The organism is Pseudomonas sp. RV120224-01b, from assembly GCF_003208145.1.
Taxonomy (GTDB): domain Bacteria; phylum Pseudomonadota; class Gammaproteobacteria; order Pseudomonadales; family Pseudomonadaceae; genus Aquipseudomonas; species Aquipseudomonas monteilii.
Window position 1 is genome coordinate 52,040 of the sequence record NZ_QKMQ01000007.1, and the last position, 18,500, is coordinate 70,539.

General features: G+C 64.6%; 17 protein-coding genes. All 17 read right to left on the minus strand.

Annotated features, from left to right (window positions below; all coding sequences use genetic code 11):
- Positions 1–55: 55 nt before the first annotated feature.
- Positions 56–700, minus strand: coding sequence for an urease accessory protein UreG (gene ureG, locus N436_RS13010; RefSeq protein WP_105947714.1), 645 nt, complete (start codon positions 698–700; stop codon positions 56–58).
- An 11-nt stretch (positions 701–711) separates the two neighbouring features.
- Positions 712–1,386 carry an urease accessory protein UreF gene (locus tag N436_RS13015; RefSeq protein WP_105947715.1) on the minus strand — a complete coding sequence of 225 codons (675 nt, stop codon included), beginning with the start codon at positions 1,384–1,386 and terminating at the stop codon, positions 712–714.
- Positions 1,386–1,931, minus strand: a complete 546-nt coding sequence (locus N436_RS13020) for a HupE/UreJ family protein (protein ID WP_105947716.1) — start codon at positions 1,929–1,931, stop codon at positions 1,386–1,388. Before N436_RS13020 ends, N436_RS13015 begins: the two co-directional genes overlap by 1 nt.
- A gap of 18 nt (positions 1,932–1,949) precedes the next feature.
- Positions 1,950–2,447: an urease accessory protein UreE gene (ureE, locus tag N436_RS13025; protein ID WP_016714153.1), complete on the minus strand. Its 498-nt coding sequence runs from the start codon at positions 2,445–2,447 to the stop codon at positions 1,950–1,952.
- 10 nt (positions 2,448–2,457) lie between these two features.
- Positions 2,458–4,161 (minus strand): urease subunit alpha, encoded by a 1,704-nt coding sequence (gene ureC / locus N436_RS13030; protein WP_060498966.1) that lies wholly within the window; start codon positions 4,159–4,161, stop codon positions 2,458–2,460.
- On the minus strand, positions 4,158–4,475 hold the full coding sequence (locus N436_RS13035; RefSeq protein WP_014591286.1) for an urease subunit beta: 318 nt from the start codon (positions 4,473–4,475) through the stop codon (positions 4,158–4,160). Before N436_RS13035 ends, ureC begins: the two co-directional genes overlap by 4 nt.
- A gap of 19 nt (positions 4,476–4,494) precedes the next feature.
- Positions 4,495–4,797 (minus strand): urease subunit gamma, encoded by a 303-nt coding sequence (locus tag N436_RS13040; RefSeq protein ID WP_003253929.1) that lies wholly within the window; start codon positions 4,795–4,797, stop codon positions 4,495–4,497.
- Between the two features lie 9 nt (positions 4,798–4,806).
- Positions 4,807–5,640, minus strand: coding sequence for an urease accessory protein UreD (locus tag N436_RS13045; protein WP_110741196.1), 834 nt, complete (start codon positions 5,638–5,640; stop codon positions 4,807–4,809).
- A 279-nt stretch (positions 5,641–5,919) separates the two neighbouring features.
- Entirely contained in the window at positions 5,920–6,834 is a 915-nt protein-coding gene (gene xerC / locus N436_RS13050; protein ID WP_016714157.1) for a tyrosine recombinase XerC, read from the minus strand.
- A gap of 226 nt (positions 6,835–7,060) precedes the next feature.
- Entirely contained in the window at positions 7,061–9,319 is a 2,259-nt protein-coding gene (locus tag N436_RS13055) for an ATP-dependent DNA helicase (protein WP_110741197.1), read from the minus strand.
- Complete coding sequence (locus N436_RS13060) at positions 9,316–10,965, minus strand: VRR-NUC domain-containing protein (RefSeq protein ID WP_110741354.1); 1,650 nt, start codon at positions 10,963–10,965, stop codon at positions 9,316–9,318. The genes N436_RS13055 and N436_RS13060 overlap by 4 nt, the downstream gene beginning before the upstream one ends.
- 73 nt (positions 10,966–11,038) lie before the next feature.
- Positions 11,039–12,340 (minus strand): MFS transporter, encoded by a 1,302-nt coding sequence (locus N436_RS13065; protein WP_256589958.1) that lies wholly within the window; start codon positions 12,338–12,340, stop codon positions 11,039–11,041.
- A gap of 99 nt (positions 12,341–12,439) precedes the next feature.
- Complete coding sequence (locus tag N436_RS13070; protein ID WP_371920910.1) at positions 12,440–13,684, minus strand: fumarylacetoacetate hydrolase family protein; 1,245 nt, start codon at positions 13,682–13,684, stop codon at positions 12,440–12,442.
- The gene (locus N436_RS13075) at positions 13,681–14,739 is read right to left on the minus strand and encodes an Ldh family oxidoreductase (protein WP_110741199.1); all 1,059 of its coding nucleotides are present in this window, start codon (positions 14,737–14,739) and stop codon (positions 13,681–13,683) included. The genes N436_RS13070 and N436_RS13075 overlap by 4 nt, the downstream gene beginning before the upstream one ends.
- A gap of 35 nt (positions 14,740–14,774) precedes the next feature.
- Positions 14,775–16,316, minus strand: a complete 1,542-nt coding sequence (locus tag N436_RS13080) for a UxaA family hydrolase (RefSeq protein WP_110741200.1) — start codon at positions 16,314–16,316, stop codon at positions 14,775–14,777.
- Between the two features lie 185 nt (positions 16,317–16,501).
- A complete protein-coding gene (locus N436_RS13085; RefSeq protein WP_110741201.1) occupies positions 16,502–17,455 on the minus strand; it encodes a LysR family transcriptional regulator in 954 nt (317 codons plus the stop codon).
- A gap of 28 nt (positions 17,456–17,483) precedes the next feature.
- Positions 17,484–18,431, minus strand: a complete 948-nt coding sequence (locus tag N436_RS13090; protein ID WP_105947723.1) for a LysR family transcriptional regulator — start codon at positions 18,429–18,431, stop codon at positions 17,484–17,486.
- Positions 18,432–18,500: the final 69 nt, after the last annotated feature.

Below are 18,500 nucleotides of genomic sequence, written 5' to 3' on the forward strand. Positions count from 1 at the left end.
CAGTAGCTGTGGGAGCTGGCTTGCCGGCGATGGGCCGCAAAGCGGCCCCAACTGCTTAACTGACTGGCGTTAGGGCAGGCCCGCGTACGCCTAGCATCCCGCGCTCGACGATAAAGTCGATCACCGCCTGCAACCCCTCGCCCTTCTTCAGGTTGCTGAACGTCCACGGCCGCTGCGGGCGCATGCGCTGGGTGTCGCGCTCCATCACTTCCAGCGAAGCCCCCACATAGGGCGCCAGATCAGTCTTGTTGATCACCAGAAAGTCCGACTTGGTAATACCCGGGCCGCCCTTGCGCGGAATCTTCTCGCCCTCAGCCACGTCGATCACATAGATCGTCAGGTCGGCCAGCTCCGGGCTGAACGTGGCGCTGAGGTTGTCACCGCCGCTTTCCACGAAAATGACCTCAAGGTTACCGAACTTGCGCGCCAGCGCCTCAACGGCGGCCAGGTTCATCGAGGCGTCTTCGCGAATGGCCGTGTGCGGGCAACCGCCGGTTTCCACGCCCACGATGCGCTCCGGCTCCAGGGCGCCGGCTTCGGTGAGGATGCGCTGGTCTTCCTTGGTGTAGATGTCATTGGTAACCACAGCGATCTGGTAGTGATCGCGCATGGCCTTGCACAGCGCTTCCAGCAGTGCGGTCTTGCCAGAGCCGACCGGGCCGCCGACACCGACGCGCAGGGGTTGTTGATAGCTTTGCATGAAGGCAGTCCTCAGGAACGGAACAAACGGGTGTATTGGGTTTCGTGACGCGATGAGGCAATGGCCAGCAATGGCAGGCCGCCACCGAGCTGGTCATCAGCCAGCGCCAGGGCCTGGTCAAGTGCAGCGGGCAATTCGGTGCCCAGGTCGCGCAGCAAGGTCTGGGCCGCCTGCTGGCCGAACGGCACCAGCTTGACCCCGGCCATGACCGCGCCTTCGAGCCAGGCAAAGCCATGGCCCAGGGCCAGCTGACGCAGTGGAATGCCCCAGTGCGCAGCCAACCAGGCCATACCGCCCAACTGGGTCAATTCAAGGCTGGCGCGCCACACCGGCGCCTGGCCCAGTTGCCAGCCGTCGAGCAGACGCGCCAACGCCGCACCACGCTGCTGCTCTTCCAGGCGCAGCTCGGCGGTTTCGCGGTTGGCCAGCAAGAAGCGGCTCCAATGGCCGAAGGCCTCGGCGTCCTCGGCCTGACACGCGTGATACAGGCGCGCCAGCACCGGCCAGTCCAGGCGCGCCAAGGTGTCTTCGACCTGCTCGCGCTGCCAGGCAGCGAAGCCGTCCACGCCCTTCACCCAGCCCGCCTCGACCGCCCACTCCAGGCCTTGCGAATACGTGAAGCCGCCCACCGGCAGGCCGGGGCTGGCCAGCTGCAACAGGCGCAGCAACGCCAGGTCGCTGTCCATCAACCGGCCAGCACCAGCGCGGCACCGGCCAACAGGCCACCACCGAAGGCTTTCTGCAGGCCACTGTGCCGGCGCAGCAGGCACCCGACGGCAAAGCCCGCCGCCAACAGCAAGCCGCTGACCGTGACAAAGCCGGCGCTGAACTGCCAGAACGCGCTTGGCGTGGCTTCCACGCCATGGGCCCAGCCGTGGAACAGGGCAAACACCGGCATGGCCATGGCCAGCAGCAACTGCCGGCTCGGCAGCAGCACCGCCCCGGCGGCCACCAGCAGCGACACGGCAATCAGGGTTTCCATGCCCAGCACGTCACCGAACAAGTGGCCACATACGGCCCCAGCAAACATCGCCGCCAGGGTTGCCAAGGGCAGCGTCAGGCTACGCCGGGTCAGTGCAGCGAGTACGCCAGTGCCCAACAGCATCAGCAGGTGGTCAAGGCCCGTCAGCGGGTGCAGCAGGCCATCGTGCAACGGATTGCTGTCATGCCCAGGGTGAGCGAAAGCCGGCAGCGCCAGCATCAGTAGAAACAGGGCGAACGTCTTTTTCATGGGTTGCTCCAGGGCAGTTCAGGAATGGGCAGGCAGGCGAACGAACGGGTGATCGTTGCCGTGGGCATGGCTGTGGCCATGCGGCGCGCTCTGGTAGGCGCCCGCTTCGGGCTCGAACGGAGCCTGTTCGGCCTCCACCGTCAGGCCCAGACCACGCAGCATGTCGTCCAGCACATGGTCGTGCTGGAAACGCAGCAGGCCAGGCTCGATCTGCAGGGGCACGTGGCGGTTCCCCAGGTGATAGGCCGCACGGGCCAACAGGTGCGGGTCGGCACAGCGCACCGTCGACACCGTTTCGGGTGCCGCCAGCACGCGAATCAGCTGGCTGCCATCGGCATCGGCAAGCAACTCTCCCCCGCGTAGCAGGTGGCCGCGTTCGAGCATCAGGCCGGCCTCGCGGCCATCGTCCAGGGTCACGCGCAGGCGGCTCTTGATACGGCTGTCCACATCCAGGGTGACAGTGCCGGTTTCGGTGAGCGTGCCGGGCTCGGTGATGCGGCGGGTCAAGACAATCATCGGTGCTCCTTCAAAACAGGAAATAACGCTGGGCCAGCGGCAACTCGCTGGCCGGCTCGCAGACCAGCAGCTCGCCATCGGCACGCACCTGGTAGGTTTGCGCATCGACCTCGATCAGCGGCTGCAAGGTGTTGTGGACCATGTCCGGCTTGCGCACCCGGCGGCAGCCGTTGACCACGCCTATCAGGCTGCGCAGGTTCAGCTCTTCTGCCAGGCCGCGGTCCATGGCCGCCTGGGGCAGGAAGGTCATGCGCGTGGCATGCCGCGCCGCGCCCAGGGCGCCGAACATGGGCCGGTAGTGCACCGGCTGCGGCGTGGGGATGGAGCCGTTGATATCGCCCATGGGTGCGGTGACGATCATTCCGCCCTTGATCACCAGCGCCGGCTTGACCGCGAAGAACGCCGGCGACCACAGCACCAGGTCGGCCAGCTTGCCCGCCTCCACCGAGCCCACTTCGTGGCCGATGCCATGGGTGAGTGCCGGGTTGATGGTGTACTTGGCGATGTAGCGCTTGACCCGGAAGTTGTCGCTGTAGGCGGTGTCGGGCGCCAGAGGCCCGCGGCGAAGCTTCATCTGGTGCGCTACCTGCCAGGTACGCAATACCACTTCCCCGACCCGGCCCATCGCCTGAGAGTCGGACGACGTCATGGCAAAGGCGCCCATGTCGTGGAGAATGTCCTCGGCCGCGATGGTTTCGCGGCGGATGCGTGATTCGGCAAAGGCCACGTCCTCGGCAATGCTTGGGTCCAGGTGGTGGCAGACCATCAGCATGTCCAGGTGCTCGTCGACGGTGTTGACCGTGTACGGCAGGGTCGGGTTGGTCGAGGAAGGCAACACGTTGGCCTGCCCCGCCGCGCGGATGATGTCCGGCGCATGGCCACCGCCGGCACCTTCGGTGTGGAAGGTGTGGATGGTGCGGTCGCCGATGGCCGCCAGGGTGTCTTCGATGCAACCGGATTCGTTGAGTGTGTCGGTATGGATCGCCACCTGGATGTCCATTTCCTCGGCCACGCCCAGGCAACAGTCGATGGCTGCGGGCGTGGAGCCCCAGTCTTCATGCAGTTTCAGGCCGACAGCGCCCGCAGCGATCTGCTCACGCAGCGCTTCAGGCCGCGAGGCATTGCCCTTGCCCAGCAAACCGATGTTGATCGGCAGGCTGTCGGCCGCCTGCAGCATGCGCGCCAGGTACCAGGGGCCGGGCGTGCAGGTGGTGGCATTGGTGCCGGTGGCCGGCCCGGTGCCGCCGCCGATGAAGGTGGTGACGCCACTGTTCAGCGCCTCGTCCACCTGCTGCGGGCAGATGAAATGGATATGCGAGTCCACACCGCCGGCGGTGACGATCTTGCCCTCGGCCGCGATCACTTCGGTACCTGGCCCGACCGGTACGTTCACGCCCGGCTGCACATCGGGGTTGCCGGCCTTGCCGATCACCGCGATACGCCCGTGCTTGATGCCGATATCAGCCTTGACGATGCCCCAGTGGTCGATGATCAGCGCATTGGTCAGCACCAGGTCCATGGCTTCGGCGGCCAGCATCTGGCCCTGCCCCATGCCGTCGCGGATCACCTTGCCGCCGCCGAACTTCACTTCTTCGCCATAGATCGTGAAGTCCTTCTCTACCTCAACCCACAGCGCCGTGTCGGCCAGCCGCACGCGGTCGCCCACCGTGGGGCCGAACATGTCGGCATAGGCCTGGCGGGAAATACGGCTCATACCCTGCCCTCCAGTGCACCCATCACCTTGCCCTGGAAGCCGTAGACCTCACGCTTGCCGGCGTAGGCCACCAATTGCACGGTGCGCGCCTGGCCTGGCTCGAAACGCACGGCAGTACCGGCCGGAATGTCCAGACGAAAGCCCAGGGTGGGCGCTCTGTCGAACACCAACGCGTCGTTGACTTCGTAGAAGTGGTAATGCGAGCCGACCTGCACCGGCCGGTCACCGTGGTTGGCCACGCTGACGCTGACGGTTTCCCGGCCACTGTTCAGTTCGATGTCGCCAGCAGCGACCTGGATTTCACCTGGGATCATGCGGGGCTCCTTGGCAGGTTCAGACGATGGGGTCATGCACGGTCACCAGCTTGGTGCCATCCGGGAAGGTCGCTTCGACCTGCACGTCGTGAAGCATTTCGGCAATGCCGGGCATCACCTGCTCGCGGGTCAGCACTTCGCGCCCCAGGCTCATCAACTCGGCCACGGTGCGGCCATCGCGTGCGCCTTCGAGCACGGCGGCGCTTATCAGCGCCACCGCTTCCGGGTAGTTCAGCTTCAGGCCACGGGCCAGGCGCCGTTCCGCCAGCAAGGCAGCGGTGAACAGCAGCAGTTTGTCTTTCTCTCTCGGGGTCAGCTCCATGGCGCTCTCTCAGGTGGCCCAAATGCGTGGTGGGCAAGCTGGCAGGCCAAGGACGGCCGGGCGCAGCACATGCCACAGGCGTTGCAGGGTGCGTTGCAGGTGTTGGTTGTCGTGGTCGAGCACACGGATGACCAGCAACGAACCCAACAGGGTCGCGCCAGCCGGGTTGGCCAGTTCATCCAGCAGCGGGCGAACTTGCTCCAGCACCGCCTGGTCGGCCGGTGCCGCACAGAACGTGGCGAGCAGCGGGTGGCCGCCGAGCTTGTCCAGGTGCCCGCCTTCGATGCGCAGGCGTTCGTGCAGGCCGACTTCGTCGGGCAGTTCAATGTGCAAGCGGCTGTCCAGCCTGCCCTGCTCGAAACGCTCGCTCATGACCGGGCGCCCGAGGCACAAGGTTTCCCAGGCCAGCAGCCGCGCCCCGGGTTCGAGGGTGAAACGGCTGTCGAGGCTGGCGCGGGCGCCGGAGAAGAAGATGCTGTCTTGCGGCAGCCATTCCAGGGTGCTGCCAGCCGCCAGCCGAAAACGCTGGGTCAGCCGTGCGGTGAGGCCGATGCTGCGGTAGAACTTGCTGGCGCCGGGCATGGTCAGCAGCGCGTGGCTGCCAGGTTCCAGGTGGATATCCAGTTCCAGGCGGTCGCCGGCGACGATGCCACCCGGCGGGTGCAACACATAGACATGGCACGGCGCACCTTCAGGATAAAAAGGCCGCTGCACCAAAAGAGGTCCGAAATGGCGCCACGCACCAAGGCGGGTCACGTCGTCGCGCCTGACAAAGCGCAACTGCAGGTGGGCGCTCCAGCCTGCATCGTCTTTTTGTTGTTCGATCTGCTCCGCGAGCGACATCCTGCGGCCCCTGAAATCCGTGGCCTGCTGGCCGTTTAGAGGGTCCGGCGCGGGCGACTGCTAGCGCGCACGGCCTGACCACTCGATCAAATTCGCAGGCTGGATATAGCAGTTTGCGGGCCAACTCCGCAGGTGAAGGCAGATGAAACTTTTCTCAAAGCCGCTCTGGCACAGGGCATACGGGGGAATGGCGCACAAAGCGGGGGCGCGCACTGGCCCTGTTTCGGTGCCAGCAGAAATGCAATCGGGGCTGCAAAGCGGCCCCGAATACATCAAGACTCAGTAGTCGAAGCGGTCCACCGCACGGCGGCGTTCGTTGTCATCGCGCCGGTCATAGATGGCCGTGGTCTGGATATTGGCATGGTGTGCCAGCTTCTGCGCAATCGACAGGTCATGCTCTTCGATCACCCGGGTAATGAATGCCCGGCGGAAGTCATGCGGCATGATCTTCACCCCCACCTGCGCACCGCGCTGGCGGGCGATGTAGTAGATGGCATGTTTGGTAATGCGCGCCCGGGTAATGTGGCTACCACGGCGGATGCGGTTGAACAGGAACGGGTCATCCTCCGCACCGGCAGGCAGGTCCTGGCGGCGCAGGTCGAGCCAGGCCTGCAACTTCTCGAATGCCCATGGCGGGGCGTACTTGACCAATTGGTGGTTGCCCTTGCCCACCACCTGCAGGCTGCGCGCCTCGAAATCGACCTGGTTCAGGTCGATGTCGACCGACTCCGACTTGCGCATGCCGGTACCGTACAGCAAGGCAATGATCGCGGCATCGCGTACGCCCTGCGGCCGAGGGTCGGCCGCGCACACGTCCATCAGCTCGCGAATCAGGCTGCGCCGCAAGTTGCGCCCGGGTGGCAGGCGAGTGCCAGTGGCCGGCTTGACCTCGCGAATGCGCAACAGCTGCTCATGATCGATCAGGCCCTGGCGCCAGGCCTCGTTCATCACCCCGCGAATCGCGTTGACGTACAGCGACGAGCTGTTGGGGGCATATCCGTCGGCACGCAGGGCAGCCACCAGCGCAATCACATGGCCGGGTTCGAGCCGATGCCAAGGCACATCGACGATGTTGCAGTCGACAAAGCCCAGCCGATCGGCGGCGTCCTGAAGGATGTAGCGCATGGTTTGCTGGCTGGATGGGGCCAGGCGGGCCATGTACTGCAGCAGCGGATTGTTGGAGAGATCGGACAAAACGTGAATCCTGTAGCGAAGCGGCGGCGGGTATTGAGCCGGCCAGCATCTGAAGCAAGTCGAAGCGATTGATGAACAAGGGCCAATGACGTTTCAAGCGCACGCCATTCGAACCCAAAGCAGTGCCATCATCTTGATATTCAGGGATTTTATAGCTGAACGGGCCAGATCTTAACCCATTTACAGCGTCGATGGCCGCCCGTACGGCGCCAAGCCTGCCAGCCAACTAAATGGCCGTCGGCCACCACCCTGGGAACATCTGCTGCACCCGCGGCTCGGCGAAACGCTCATCAATCAGCACCAGTACGCCACGGTCCTGGTCACCTCGGATAACCCGGCCCGCCGCCTGGATCACCTTGCGCACCCCCGGGTAGAGATAGGCGTAATCGAACCCCGCACCAAACTGCCGCCCAAGGCGCTGCTTGAACTGCTCGTTGACCGGGTTGACCTGCGGCAGCCCGAGTGTTGCGACAAACGCGCCGATCAAGCGCGTGCCCGGTAAATCCACCCCCTCACCGAAAGCACCGCCCAGTACGGCGAAGCCGATGCCCTGCCCGTCGCTGACAAAACGATCGAGAAATGCCTGACGGGCCGCTTCGTCCATGCCCGGTTCCTGAGCCCATTGCGGAATCTGCGCATGCTGCTCTGCCAACAGCCCTGCCACCTGCTGCAGGTATTCGAAACTGCTGAAGAACGCCAGGTAGTTGCCCGGCATCCGCTCATACTGCCGGGCAATCAGCTCGACGATTGGCGCCAGAGAGGCGTGACGTTGCTGGTAACGGGTAGACACCTGGCTGGCAATCCGCACCTCAAGTTGCTCTGCACGAAACGGCGCGGCCACCTCCAGCCAGGCGGTGTCGGCTGGCATGCCCAGCAGGTCGCTGTAGAAATGCCGCGGGCTCAATGTGGCGGAAAACAGCGTCACGCTACGCGCCGCCTGCATGCGCGGGGCCAGCAGGCGCGCGGGGGTGACATTGCGCAGGCACAGCGTGGCCAGCCGGCGCTTGCGTGGGCCCTGGCGCTGGCTGATGTCGAACAGGAAGTGCTCGTCGAACAGCTCGGCCACCCGGGTGAATTGCAAGGCGTGGTAGAAGAACTGCAACACCTGCGGGTCCATGTGCGCGGGCGCCTGGTTCATCTGATCCTGAATCAGCCCGATGCATTGCTGCAAGGCACGCAGCAAGCCTTCGGGCAACGACTCGCTGGCCTGATACGGCGCACGCTGCTCTTTGTACAGTGCGTTCCACTGGCGGTTCAGCCGGTCCAGCGCACTGCCAAGCCCGGGTGGTTTGCTCTGGCGCAACGCCAGCAACTGGCCTTGGTCGAGGCTGGCGCTGTACATGCCGCGCCCACGCTCGACCAGGTTGTGCGCCTCATCCACCAGCACGGCAACGCGCCACTGGTTGAGCTGGGCAAGGCTGTACAGCAGCGCATGCGCATCGAAGTAGTAGTTGTAGTCGGCAACCAGCACGTCGACCCAGCGGGCCATCTCCTGGCCCAGGTAGTAGGGGCATACCTGATGTGCCAAGGCCACTTCGCGCAGGTTGGCGCGGTCGAGCAACGGCAATGCTGCCGCCGCTTCGCGCGCCGCCGGCAAGCGGTCGTAGAAGCCCGTCGCCAATGGGCAGGACTCGCCATGACAGGCCTTGTCCGGGTGTTCGCAGGCTTTGTCGCGGGCGATCAGCTCCAGTGTGCGCAACGCGGGCTGCGGCGTTGCTTCGGTAATCTGGCGCATGGCATCCAGCGCCAGCGCCCGGCCCGGCGTCTTGGCCGTAAGAAAGAACAGTTTGTCCAGCTGCTGCGGCACCATGGCCTTGAGCAGCGGGAACAAGGTACCGAGGGTCTTGCCAATGCCGGTGCTGGCCTGGGCCATCAGGCAACGGCCGGTACTCACCGCCTTGTACAAGGTTTCGGCCAGTTGCCGTTGGCCCTGGCGGAACTGTGGGTAGGGAAAGCTCAGTGCCTGAAGGCCCTGGTCGCGTTCGGCCAGACGTCGTTGCTGGCATTGAGCCCAACCCAGAAAGCGCTGACACTGGGTTTCAAAGAAGGCCCGCAGTTCAGTCGCCGTGTAATGCTCACTGAACAGCGTCTGCCCATCGCTGTCTACGTCCAGGTACACCAACGCCACCTCGATGGCTGGCAGTTGACGTGCCTGACACATCAGCCAGCCATAGACCTTGGCCTGCGCCCAGTGCAACTGCCGGTGGTTGGCCGGCTGGCGCGCCAGGTCGCCACGGTGTGTCTTGATCTCTTCCAGGCGATTGCTGGCCGGGTCATAACCGTCGGCACGGCCGCGCACCTTGAGGGTTTCGAACTGGCCTTCGAGGGTAATTTCCGACTCGTAGCCGGCAGCACGCCGTGCCACTACCCGCTGGTGCCCTTCAATGCCCTCTTGAGCGGTGGGCGACGGGGTGAAGCGCAGGTCCAGGTCACCGACCTTGGCACTGAACTCGCATAAGGCGCGCACCGCCACGCTGTAGCTCAAGGTGCTTCGCTCCAGCGCACATGGCACACCGCGACCGGCAGCCCGTGTTGCCGGCAGAATTCCAGCCAGCGCAGTTGGTTATCCTGCAGGCGGTCACCGGGGCCCTTGACCTCGACCATGCGATAACGGCCCTGCTCGGGCCAGAACTGGATCAGGTCGGGCATGCCGGCACGGTTGCTGCGAATGTCCTGCAACAGGCGCAGGAAGCACTGCTTCAACTGGGCCGCCGGCAGGCAAGCCAAGGCCTGTTCCAGCAGTTGCTCACTGAGCATGGACCAGAACACGAATGGCGACTGCAAACCCTGCTTGGCCTTGTAGCAGTCGAGAATCGCCTGGCGATGGCTGCCATCGTCGAGCCGACCGAGGCAGTGATCGAACAGCGCACTGCGCCGTTGCTGGAAGTCGCTGTCGTGCAGGTCTTGCGGCCCTGCCTGGAACGGGTTGAAGAACGCACCGGGCACCGGCGCGAAGATGGCCTCCCAGCACAACAGGCCAAACAGGCTGTTGAACAGCGTGTTCTCTACGTAGTGTGCCTGGCCTCCCGCTTGTGCCAGATGCTGGCGCACGGCTTCCTCCACGCCGAGTGCTGCGTGCTCGCGGGGCAGTTCGAGTTCGATCAGCTCCAGTGGCGCAACCCGCTGGCGCCGCTGTGGCGGGCCGCCGAGTTTTCGCGCCAGGCGCGGCAGCATGCGCTCCAGCGCCTGCACTTCCAGCGCATTGGCAGGTGCCGCAGCCAGCTGCAACGCCAATGCGTGGGCCTGGGGCCACTGTTCGCTGCGCTCCAGCACCCGCACCTGGCGGATACGCGCCTGGGCATGGTTGCACTGCGCATACACGGCCATGGCCAGGTCCCATTCAGCCAGGCGCTCGCAGTGTTGGCCCAGGGCGAATTGCAGCCGCGCATGGCGCCGGGCCAGCCAGGGGTTGTCGCTGTGCAGGCCCTGCAAGGCCGCGAGGATGGGCAGCGGGTCGCCGCCCTGCTCCAGTCGCTCGGCGCACTGGTGCAGCGCCATGGCTACGTCCACCTCGGCGCGTTGCTGCAACGCACGAGAGTCAGTGGTGAACGGCACCTGCTCGTAGCGTAGCAAGCCAAGGTCAGCGAGGACGAAGTCAGACCAGTCCTGATACAGGTTGCCGAAGAACAGCAGGCGCATGCGGTCGCACAGGGGCTGCAGGCACCACTGGACAATGCATACCTCGCTGTCAGGGAACCATTCGCTCAGTGGCCGGGCAGCCAGTTCCAAGGGTTGCAGCTGTGCCAGCAGGTCCTGCTTGGCGGCGCGGGGGCGGCTCAATTGCGGGGCGAAGCAACGGGCCAGCTCGTCTTTGCGCAGCAAGGCGAACAGTTGCTCCAGCGCCAGTTGCTCGGGCTCGCGTACCCAGCCGAGCGCCTGCAACGGCTGCAGCGCCAGCGCGGTATCGCCGATTTCGACGTAGTCCAGCCGGTCGCTGCGAAACAACTCGCCCTTGCGCATGACCATGCGCACCATCAAGGCCTGAGCTGGCGCCTCCAGTTGGTTGAAGGCCTGGATGAACGCCAGCTCCTGGTCATCGAGCAGGTCCTGGTAGCGCTGTTCTACCCACAGCAGCACCTGGCGGAAATTGTGCAGGTAGTAGAACGGGTCGTCGACGGAATGAGCGATCACAAGTACAGAGTCAGGCGGCTGGAACAACTACTGGTTATACATACAGACCAGCACGCCTGGCAAGTACCGTGGGTCACTCCGTCGCGGTGACCATGTCCCCCGCCTCGGCCTTCACGCTGCCAAGCGGCGCCTGCAGCAGCAGGAAGTAAGCCACCGCCGAGCACAGCGCCACCACCGCACTGATCATGAACGCCGTGGTGAACGAGCCCGAATACTGAATGCTGAAGCCGGTCACGATCGGCGCGACAGAGCCGGCGATGTAACCGCCGAAGTTCTGGATCGAACCGAACGAGGCCACGCGCTGGCTGTCGACGATGGTGTTGACGATCATCCAGGCCGTTGCGCTGGCCATGTTGATGCTGAACAGCGCCAGGCACAACAGGATGATGCAGCCGGTCAGGCCGGTGACGAACGACAGCGGCAAGGTGAACAGTGCTGCCAGCACCAGGCCGGTGATGACACTGAACTTGCGGCTGCCCAGCACACTCATGCCACGCTTTACCAACCAGTCGCAGAAGCGGCCGGCAACGATGGTACCTGCCGCGCCAAAACCGTAGGCCAGCGACACCACCCAGGCGGTCTTGTACAGGTCCAGGCCGTGCTCACGCTCGAAGTAACCCGGCAACCAGGTCAGGTGCAGCCACAGCATGTAGATCACACCCATGAAGCCCAGCACCGCCCCCCAGGTGCTGCGGTGCTTGAACAGGTCGAGCCAGCCGGCGAAGTAAGATGGCTTCGGCGCGTGCACCGAGGGCGTGGGCGCGTGGTGCTCACCCGGCAGCGGCTTGCCTTCGGCAGCCAGCTCGGCCAGGTATCGCGCCTTGCTTTTGTAGAAGCTCAGCCAGCACACCGCCAGTACCACGCCGATCACGCCGGTAATGATGAACATGCCGCGCCAGCCGAAGTTGACCATGAACAGCGTCAGCAACGGCGGTGCCAGGCAGGGGCCAAGACAGGTCGACGACCACACCACGCCGGTGGGCGTGCCGCGCTCGTTGGCATCGAACCACTCCGACAAGGCCTTGGCTGCCGACGGGAACATCGGCGCCTCGCCAATCCCCAGCAATACCCGCAGGCCCATGAAACCGGCAAAACTGTTGACCATGCCGAACGCGGCCTGGGCAACCGACCAGCCCAGCAACGAGGCACCGAGGGCGATCTTGCTGCCCAGGCGGTCGATGATCATGCCCATCGGCAGTTGGGCAAAGGCATAGGCGATGGAAAACGCCGACAACAGGATGCCCATCTGCGAAGGGCTGATCATCATGTCTTTCTGGATGGAGGTGTTGGCGATCGACAGCGCACTACGGTCCAGGTAGTTGACGATGCCGATCAGCAGCAGGAACACGACGGTGATGCGCTGGTACTTCTTCATAGGGTTCATGTGTCGACCTTTATTATTATTGTTGCCGCGCTGTCAGCGCTTTGGCGATCCCTCGTTGATGCTGCGCCCCTCCCTGGCGCAGCCTGTCATTCAAGGCCTGCGTGCAGTGGCTGCAACCTCCAGCAGGCCACGCCGGCCGAGGTTGTCGATCAGCGCGCGCAGGCCGAACGCCCATTGCGGGGCCTGGTCGCTGGTGGTCACGCGGTTGCACAGGGTACCCAGTTGCGGGTTGCTGATGCTCACCACATCGCCCGGCTTGTGGGTAAAGCCGTTACCCGGCTGGTCGCGGTCCTGCTTGGGCGCGAACAGGGTGCCAAGGAACAGCACCAGGCCGTCGGGGTATTGGTGGTTTTCGTTAAGCGTCTGCTGCACCAGGTCTTGCGGGTCGCGGCTGATCTGGCGCATGGAGCTGCGCCCCGACAGGACGAAACCGTCTTCACCTTCGACCCGCAGGTCCACGTCGGCAGCGCGGACGTCGTCCAGCCCGAAGCTTTCGTCAAACAGCCGCAGCAGCGGCCCCAATGCAGTGGAGGCGTTGTTGTCCTTGGCTTTGGACAGCAGCAAGGCACTACGCCCTTCAAAGTCGCGCAGGTTGACGTCGTTGCCGAGCATGGCGCCCTTGATACTGCCATCGCTCGACACCGCCAGCACCACTTCCGGCTCCGGGTTGTTCCAGCTGGACTTGGGGTGGATGCCGATGTCCGCGCCATGGCCAACCGCCGACAGCGGCTGGGCCTTGGTGAACACTTCGGCATCCGGGCCAATGCCCACTTCCAGGTATTGCGACCACAGGCCCTGCTCCACCAGCACCTTGCGCAGCGCTTCGGCCTGGGCTGAACCCGGCACGATCTGCGAAAGGTCGGCGCCAATGCGGCTGGCCAAGGTGTCACGGATCGCATCGGCCTTGGCCGGGTCGCCCTTGGCCTGCTCTTCAACCACACGCTCCAGCAGGCTGGTGGCAAAGGTCACACCAGCGGCCTTCACCGCCTGCAGGTCGATGGGTGCCAACAGCCATGGCTGGCGCGGGTCGCGCCGGGCGGGGTCGCTGTTGGCCAGCAACGCCGGTAGCGCAATGAGCGGCTCGGCCAACGGCAAGGCACGCAGGTAAGCGGCCGGGTCATCCACTTCAAGCAGCGCCGAGACCGTCGCCACATGGGTGCTGATATCGTAGACGGCGCCAGCCTTCACCCGCACTACCGCCGGCCCCTGTTCCGGCAACCAGACGCGCCCTACCCAACTGCCACTGTCGAACACGCTGGCATCACAACTTAGCGGTAGCGGTTGATGGGTGTTCGATCGATCATCAGTCATCTGTGTACCCTTACTGTGCATCATTGGGAAAATGTCGGCAGTTCCAGCAGCCCGGCCAGGCGGTCGAGGTCGGCCATCAACTGTGGCGACAGGCTCACGCCCTGCGCCAGTGCCTGACGACGCAGGGCAAGGCCGGCCTGCCCGGGCAGGCGTACCGGGCGCTCGGGATCGAGCGGGCGGCTTGCCAGGATCAGGCTGCCAAGGAAGCTGGTTTCGTGGATGAACGCCTCCAGGCCGCCGAAGAAGCGCGGGTCAATGACCACGGCAGTGGCCGAGGCGCCCCACTGGGTGGGTTCGTCCTTGCGTCCATGACCGGCCAGGCCCGAGGTCAGGGCTTCGACCAGCAGCGCCAAGGCGAAGCCTTTGTGACCAAAGGCCTGCCCCCCCAAAGGCAGGATGCTGCCTGGCGGGGTGGTGAAGAAATCGCGCGGGTCGTCACTCAGTTGCCCGTCGTTGCTCACCAGCACCGGGTGCGGCAGGCGGCTGCCGGCATCGCGGCATTGGCCCACCAACCCGAGGGTGACCGTGGACATGCTGACGTCCAGCAGTATCGGCTCGCCCTGGGTCGGTATACCGGCAGCAATCGGGTTGGGGGTGTATACGGGGTCGATGCCGCCATGGGCGCAGACCAGCGCCACAGACGGGTCCGACGAGTAGACCATGGCCACCAGGCCTTGGTCGGTATAGGGCTTGAGGTAGGCGGCCAGGCAACCTATGTGCGAAGCCCGGCGCACCACGGAGATACCGATGCCCTGCGCCGCCGCCCCTTTGGCTGCGCAATCAAGTGCACGGCTGACGCAGTACGGCCCCAGTACATAGTGGCCATCGAACACGCTGGAAATACCACTGTCCGACACCTGCTCCAGCGCCTGTGCGCGGGCCTTGACCTGCCCGCTGAGCATGCCATCGATGTAACGGCTGACCAGGTTCAGGCCATGGGTACGGTGCCCGAGCAGTTCGCCTTCGAGCAGCACCCGGGTGACCACCTGGGCGACTTCGCTATCGGCACCGGCCTTTACGAACAGTTGCTCGACAAAGGCGGTGAGCGCTTGCACGTTGTAACGTGTGATTTGAGTCATTACGGTTGCCTCAAAAAAGGGACGGGAGCGGACGATCAGGTCACGGCGCCAATCTGCCAGGGCACGAATTCGTTCTGCCCATAGCCGTGCTGTTCGCTTTTGCTGCGCGCCCCGGAGGCAATGCGCAGCATCTGCTCGAAGATGTACGCACCCCGCTCCTCGATGCTGGTGGAGCCATCGGCAATGCCACCGCAATTGACGTCCATGTCTTCTTGCTGGTGCTCGAACACCCGGTTGTTGGTGGCCAACTTGATTGACGGCGCCGGGGCACAGCCGTATGCCGAGCCTCGACCGGTGGTGAACGCGATCAGGTTGGCCCCGCCAGCCACCTGGCCGGTGGCCGAGACCGGGTCGTAGCCGGGGGTGTCCATGAACACCAGGCCTTGTGCGCGCACGGCTTCAGCGTACTGATACACATCGACCAGGTTGCTGGAACCCGCCTTGGCCACCGCACCGAGGGATTTCTCGAGGATGGTGGTCAGCCCGCCTGCCTTGTTACCGGCCGAAGGGTTGTTGTTCAGTTCGGCGTTCATGCGCTGGCAGTAGTCTTCCCACCAGCGAATGCGCGCCACCAGCTTCTCCCCCACCTCACGGCTGACCGCGCGGCGCGTCAGCAAGTGCTCGGCGCCGTAGATTTCCGGGGTTTCGGAAAGGATCGCGGTACCACCGGCCGCCACCAAGCGGTCAACCGCATTGCCCAGTGCGGGGTTGGCGGTAATCCCCGAGTAGCCATCGGAGCCGCCGCATTGCAGGCCGACTACCAGATGCTGTGCGCTGACCGGTTGGCGCCTCACCTGGTTGGCCTCGGCCAGCAGGCTGCGAACCTGCTCGATGCCCGCCGCGATGGTTTTCGAGGTGCCACCGATGCCCTGGATCGTGAAGGCACGCAACTGTGCGCTGGCCTGCAGGCCCTGGGTTTCCAGCAGGCTTTCGATCTGGTTGGTTTCGCAGCCCAGGCCGATGATCAGCACGGCAGCGAAGTTGGGATGCACGGCGTACCCGCCCAGGGTTCGGCGCAGCAGGCCAAGGGCTTCGCCGCTGGGGTCCACGGCGCAGCCGGCACCGTGGGTCAGGGCCACCACACCGTCGATGTTCGGGTAGTCGGCAAGCGCTTCGGGGTGGATGTCGCGGCGGAAATGGTCGGCCACCGCCCGAGCTACCGTTGCCGAGCAGTTCACCGATGTGAGAATACCGATGTAGTTGCGGGTGGCGACCCGGCCATCGGCGCGCACGATGCCCTGGAACTGCGCTGCGCTGCCCGGCTGGCTGCGGGTGTCGACACCGAAGGCATAGTCGCGGGCAAAATCACCCATCTGGACGTTGTGCACATGCACATGGTCGCCGGCATCGATGGCCTGCGATGCAAAACCGATGATCTGGCCGTACCGGCGCAGCGGCTGACCCTGCTCCACACGAACCGTGGCGAGCTTGTGGCCCGAGGGGATAGGCTGGCGCACGGTGATCGCCTCGGCCTCCAGGCGCAGGCCTTGCGGCAGCGGCTGACGGGCGATCAGTACATTGTCCAGCGGGTTTAAGCGGATGACGGCAGGGTCACCGGATTTGGCAATCAGTTGCATGGGACCTCTCAGGGCGGTGCGGCTGACTTCTTGTTATGGCTGTGGCCACTTTAAGAAGCCTTGCGTGGCATTCCCAATGAGATGATCCGATCAAGCGATAACCTGGCGTTATCGCAAGCGGATTTCAGCACCTGATCATCAATCACCTGAGAGGCCATGAGGGCGGCGCCACACGGCCCCCGGGGCTACCTCTGCACGGCCCTGCGACGCTGTGCGCCCTCCAGCAGGATCTCGACAAACGCCCGGGCCGAAGCGCTCAGCGGTTCATCCTTACGGGTGACCACGCCATACTCCAGCGCAGGTACATGCAAGGGGCTGCGCAGCTCCTTGAATTGCCCGCTGGCCAGCTGTGCAGCAACCATCGAGCGCGGCAACATGGCAATCATCGGTGCCGATTGCAGCAGCTGCAGGAACATCGGCATGGAGATGGTCTCGACGCTGTCGGCAGGCGTGGCGATACCGGCCACCCGGAACGCTTGCTCCAGGCGGTTGCGGATTGGCGTGCCCACCGGGTACAGCACCCACGGCCAGTCGCCTAGCGCTTCAAGGGGTGTGCTGTCGAGCAGGTTGAGCGGGTGCTCGCTGTTCACCACCAGGCTGAAAGGTTCGGGCTCCAAGGGCTGGAAGTCGAACAGCTGGCTGTAGCGTTCCTCGGTAAAGCGGCCAATCATGATGTCCAGCTTGTTCTGCTCGAGCATGGCCAGCAGGTGATCGCTGGAGTGCTCCACCACCTCAATCGACAGTAACGGGCTGCGCGCCTTGATGGCGGCGATGGCCTGCGGCAGAACCAATGCAGTCGCGGCAAAGATACCGCCAACCCGAATAAAGCCGTGCCCGCCGTTGCGCAGGCGGTTGACCTGGTCGACGAACTGCTGCGACTCGGCCAGCGCACCCTGAGCGTAACGCACCACGTACTCGCCAAGTTCGGTAGGTGGCATGCTGCGCGGCAGGCGCTCGAACAGGGCAAAGCCGAACTGCTCCTCAAGGTCGCGCAGCATCTTGCTCAGGGCCGGCTGGCTAAGGTTCATGCGGGTGGCGGTTGCGTGCATGTTGCGCGTGCGCGCCAGGGTGTCGATCAGCACCAGGTGCTTGTAGCGGATCCAGTTGCAAAAGCTGGAATGGGTCATGTCCGGCGGCATAGACGCAGGGCCTCATGCAGGGTGAAGGTCATTGCGCCCGCAAGTAGCGCAGCAAGGTATCGAGGGCAACCGAGTGGGGCCGTGAACGCAAGGTGAGTACACCGAGGTTGGCCATGGCCAGCGGCAGTTCCACCGGCAGGATGGCGACCATGCCATAGCGGGCATAATGCTCGGCCACGTCGTTGGGCACCACCGCAATCATTTCAGAGGCTTCTAGCATGGCCGTGGTCGCCAGGATCGAGGCGGTTTCGACGATGTCCAGCGACTGCACCATGCCGCCGGCCTGCAGTGCGCTTTCGACACGGCGGCGCATCGGGCTGCCGATGGGATGCAGGATCCAGGTCAGGCTCACCAGGTCGGCCAGCTGCAACCCGGTGGCGCTGGCCAAGGGGTGGCCTGCGCGGGCAATCACGCGCATCTGCTCACCGCCTTCGAACAGCTCGATGTTCAGCGCCTGGCTGTCGCTCTGGTCTGGCAGGCGCCCCACCACCATGTCGAAGTCACCGCGCAGCAAGGCGGGCAGCAAGGTATCGCTGGTACCCACTTCCAGGGCGATGCGTACCTTGGGGTGGTCGTGCTTGTAAGCCAGTATCGCCTTGGTCAGCACGCCCGGCACCGGCCCCATGACGCTACCCACCCGCACCAGGCCCAAGGCCCCGCGCGCCAGCTCGGCGATTTGCGCCTGGGCATGTTCGAACTCATGCAACGCGTTCTGTGCGTAGCGGATCATTACCTCGCCGTACAGCGTTGCTTGCATGCCCCTTGGCAAACGCTCGAACAAACGTACGCCAAGACGCTCCTCCAGTTGCTGCAGCAACAGGCTGGCCGCCGGTTGCGTGGTGTGCATCGCTGCCGCAGCGCGGCGCAGGTTGCCAAACTCGCCCAAGGCATTGAGCAGCGTGATCTGCCGGCTGGAGATCTTCAGTGCGCCGAGGCTGGCAGGCGCCTGGGCGTTATCGGGCAGCAAGCGAGACATATCGAATCCGGTATCGCTGGTTAAGATTTGGCGATTATGCCTGTATCGCTCGACAACCTACAGTCAGCG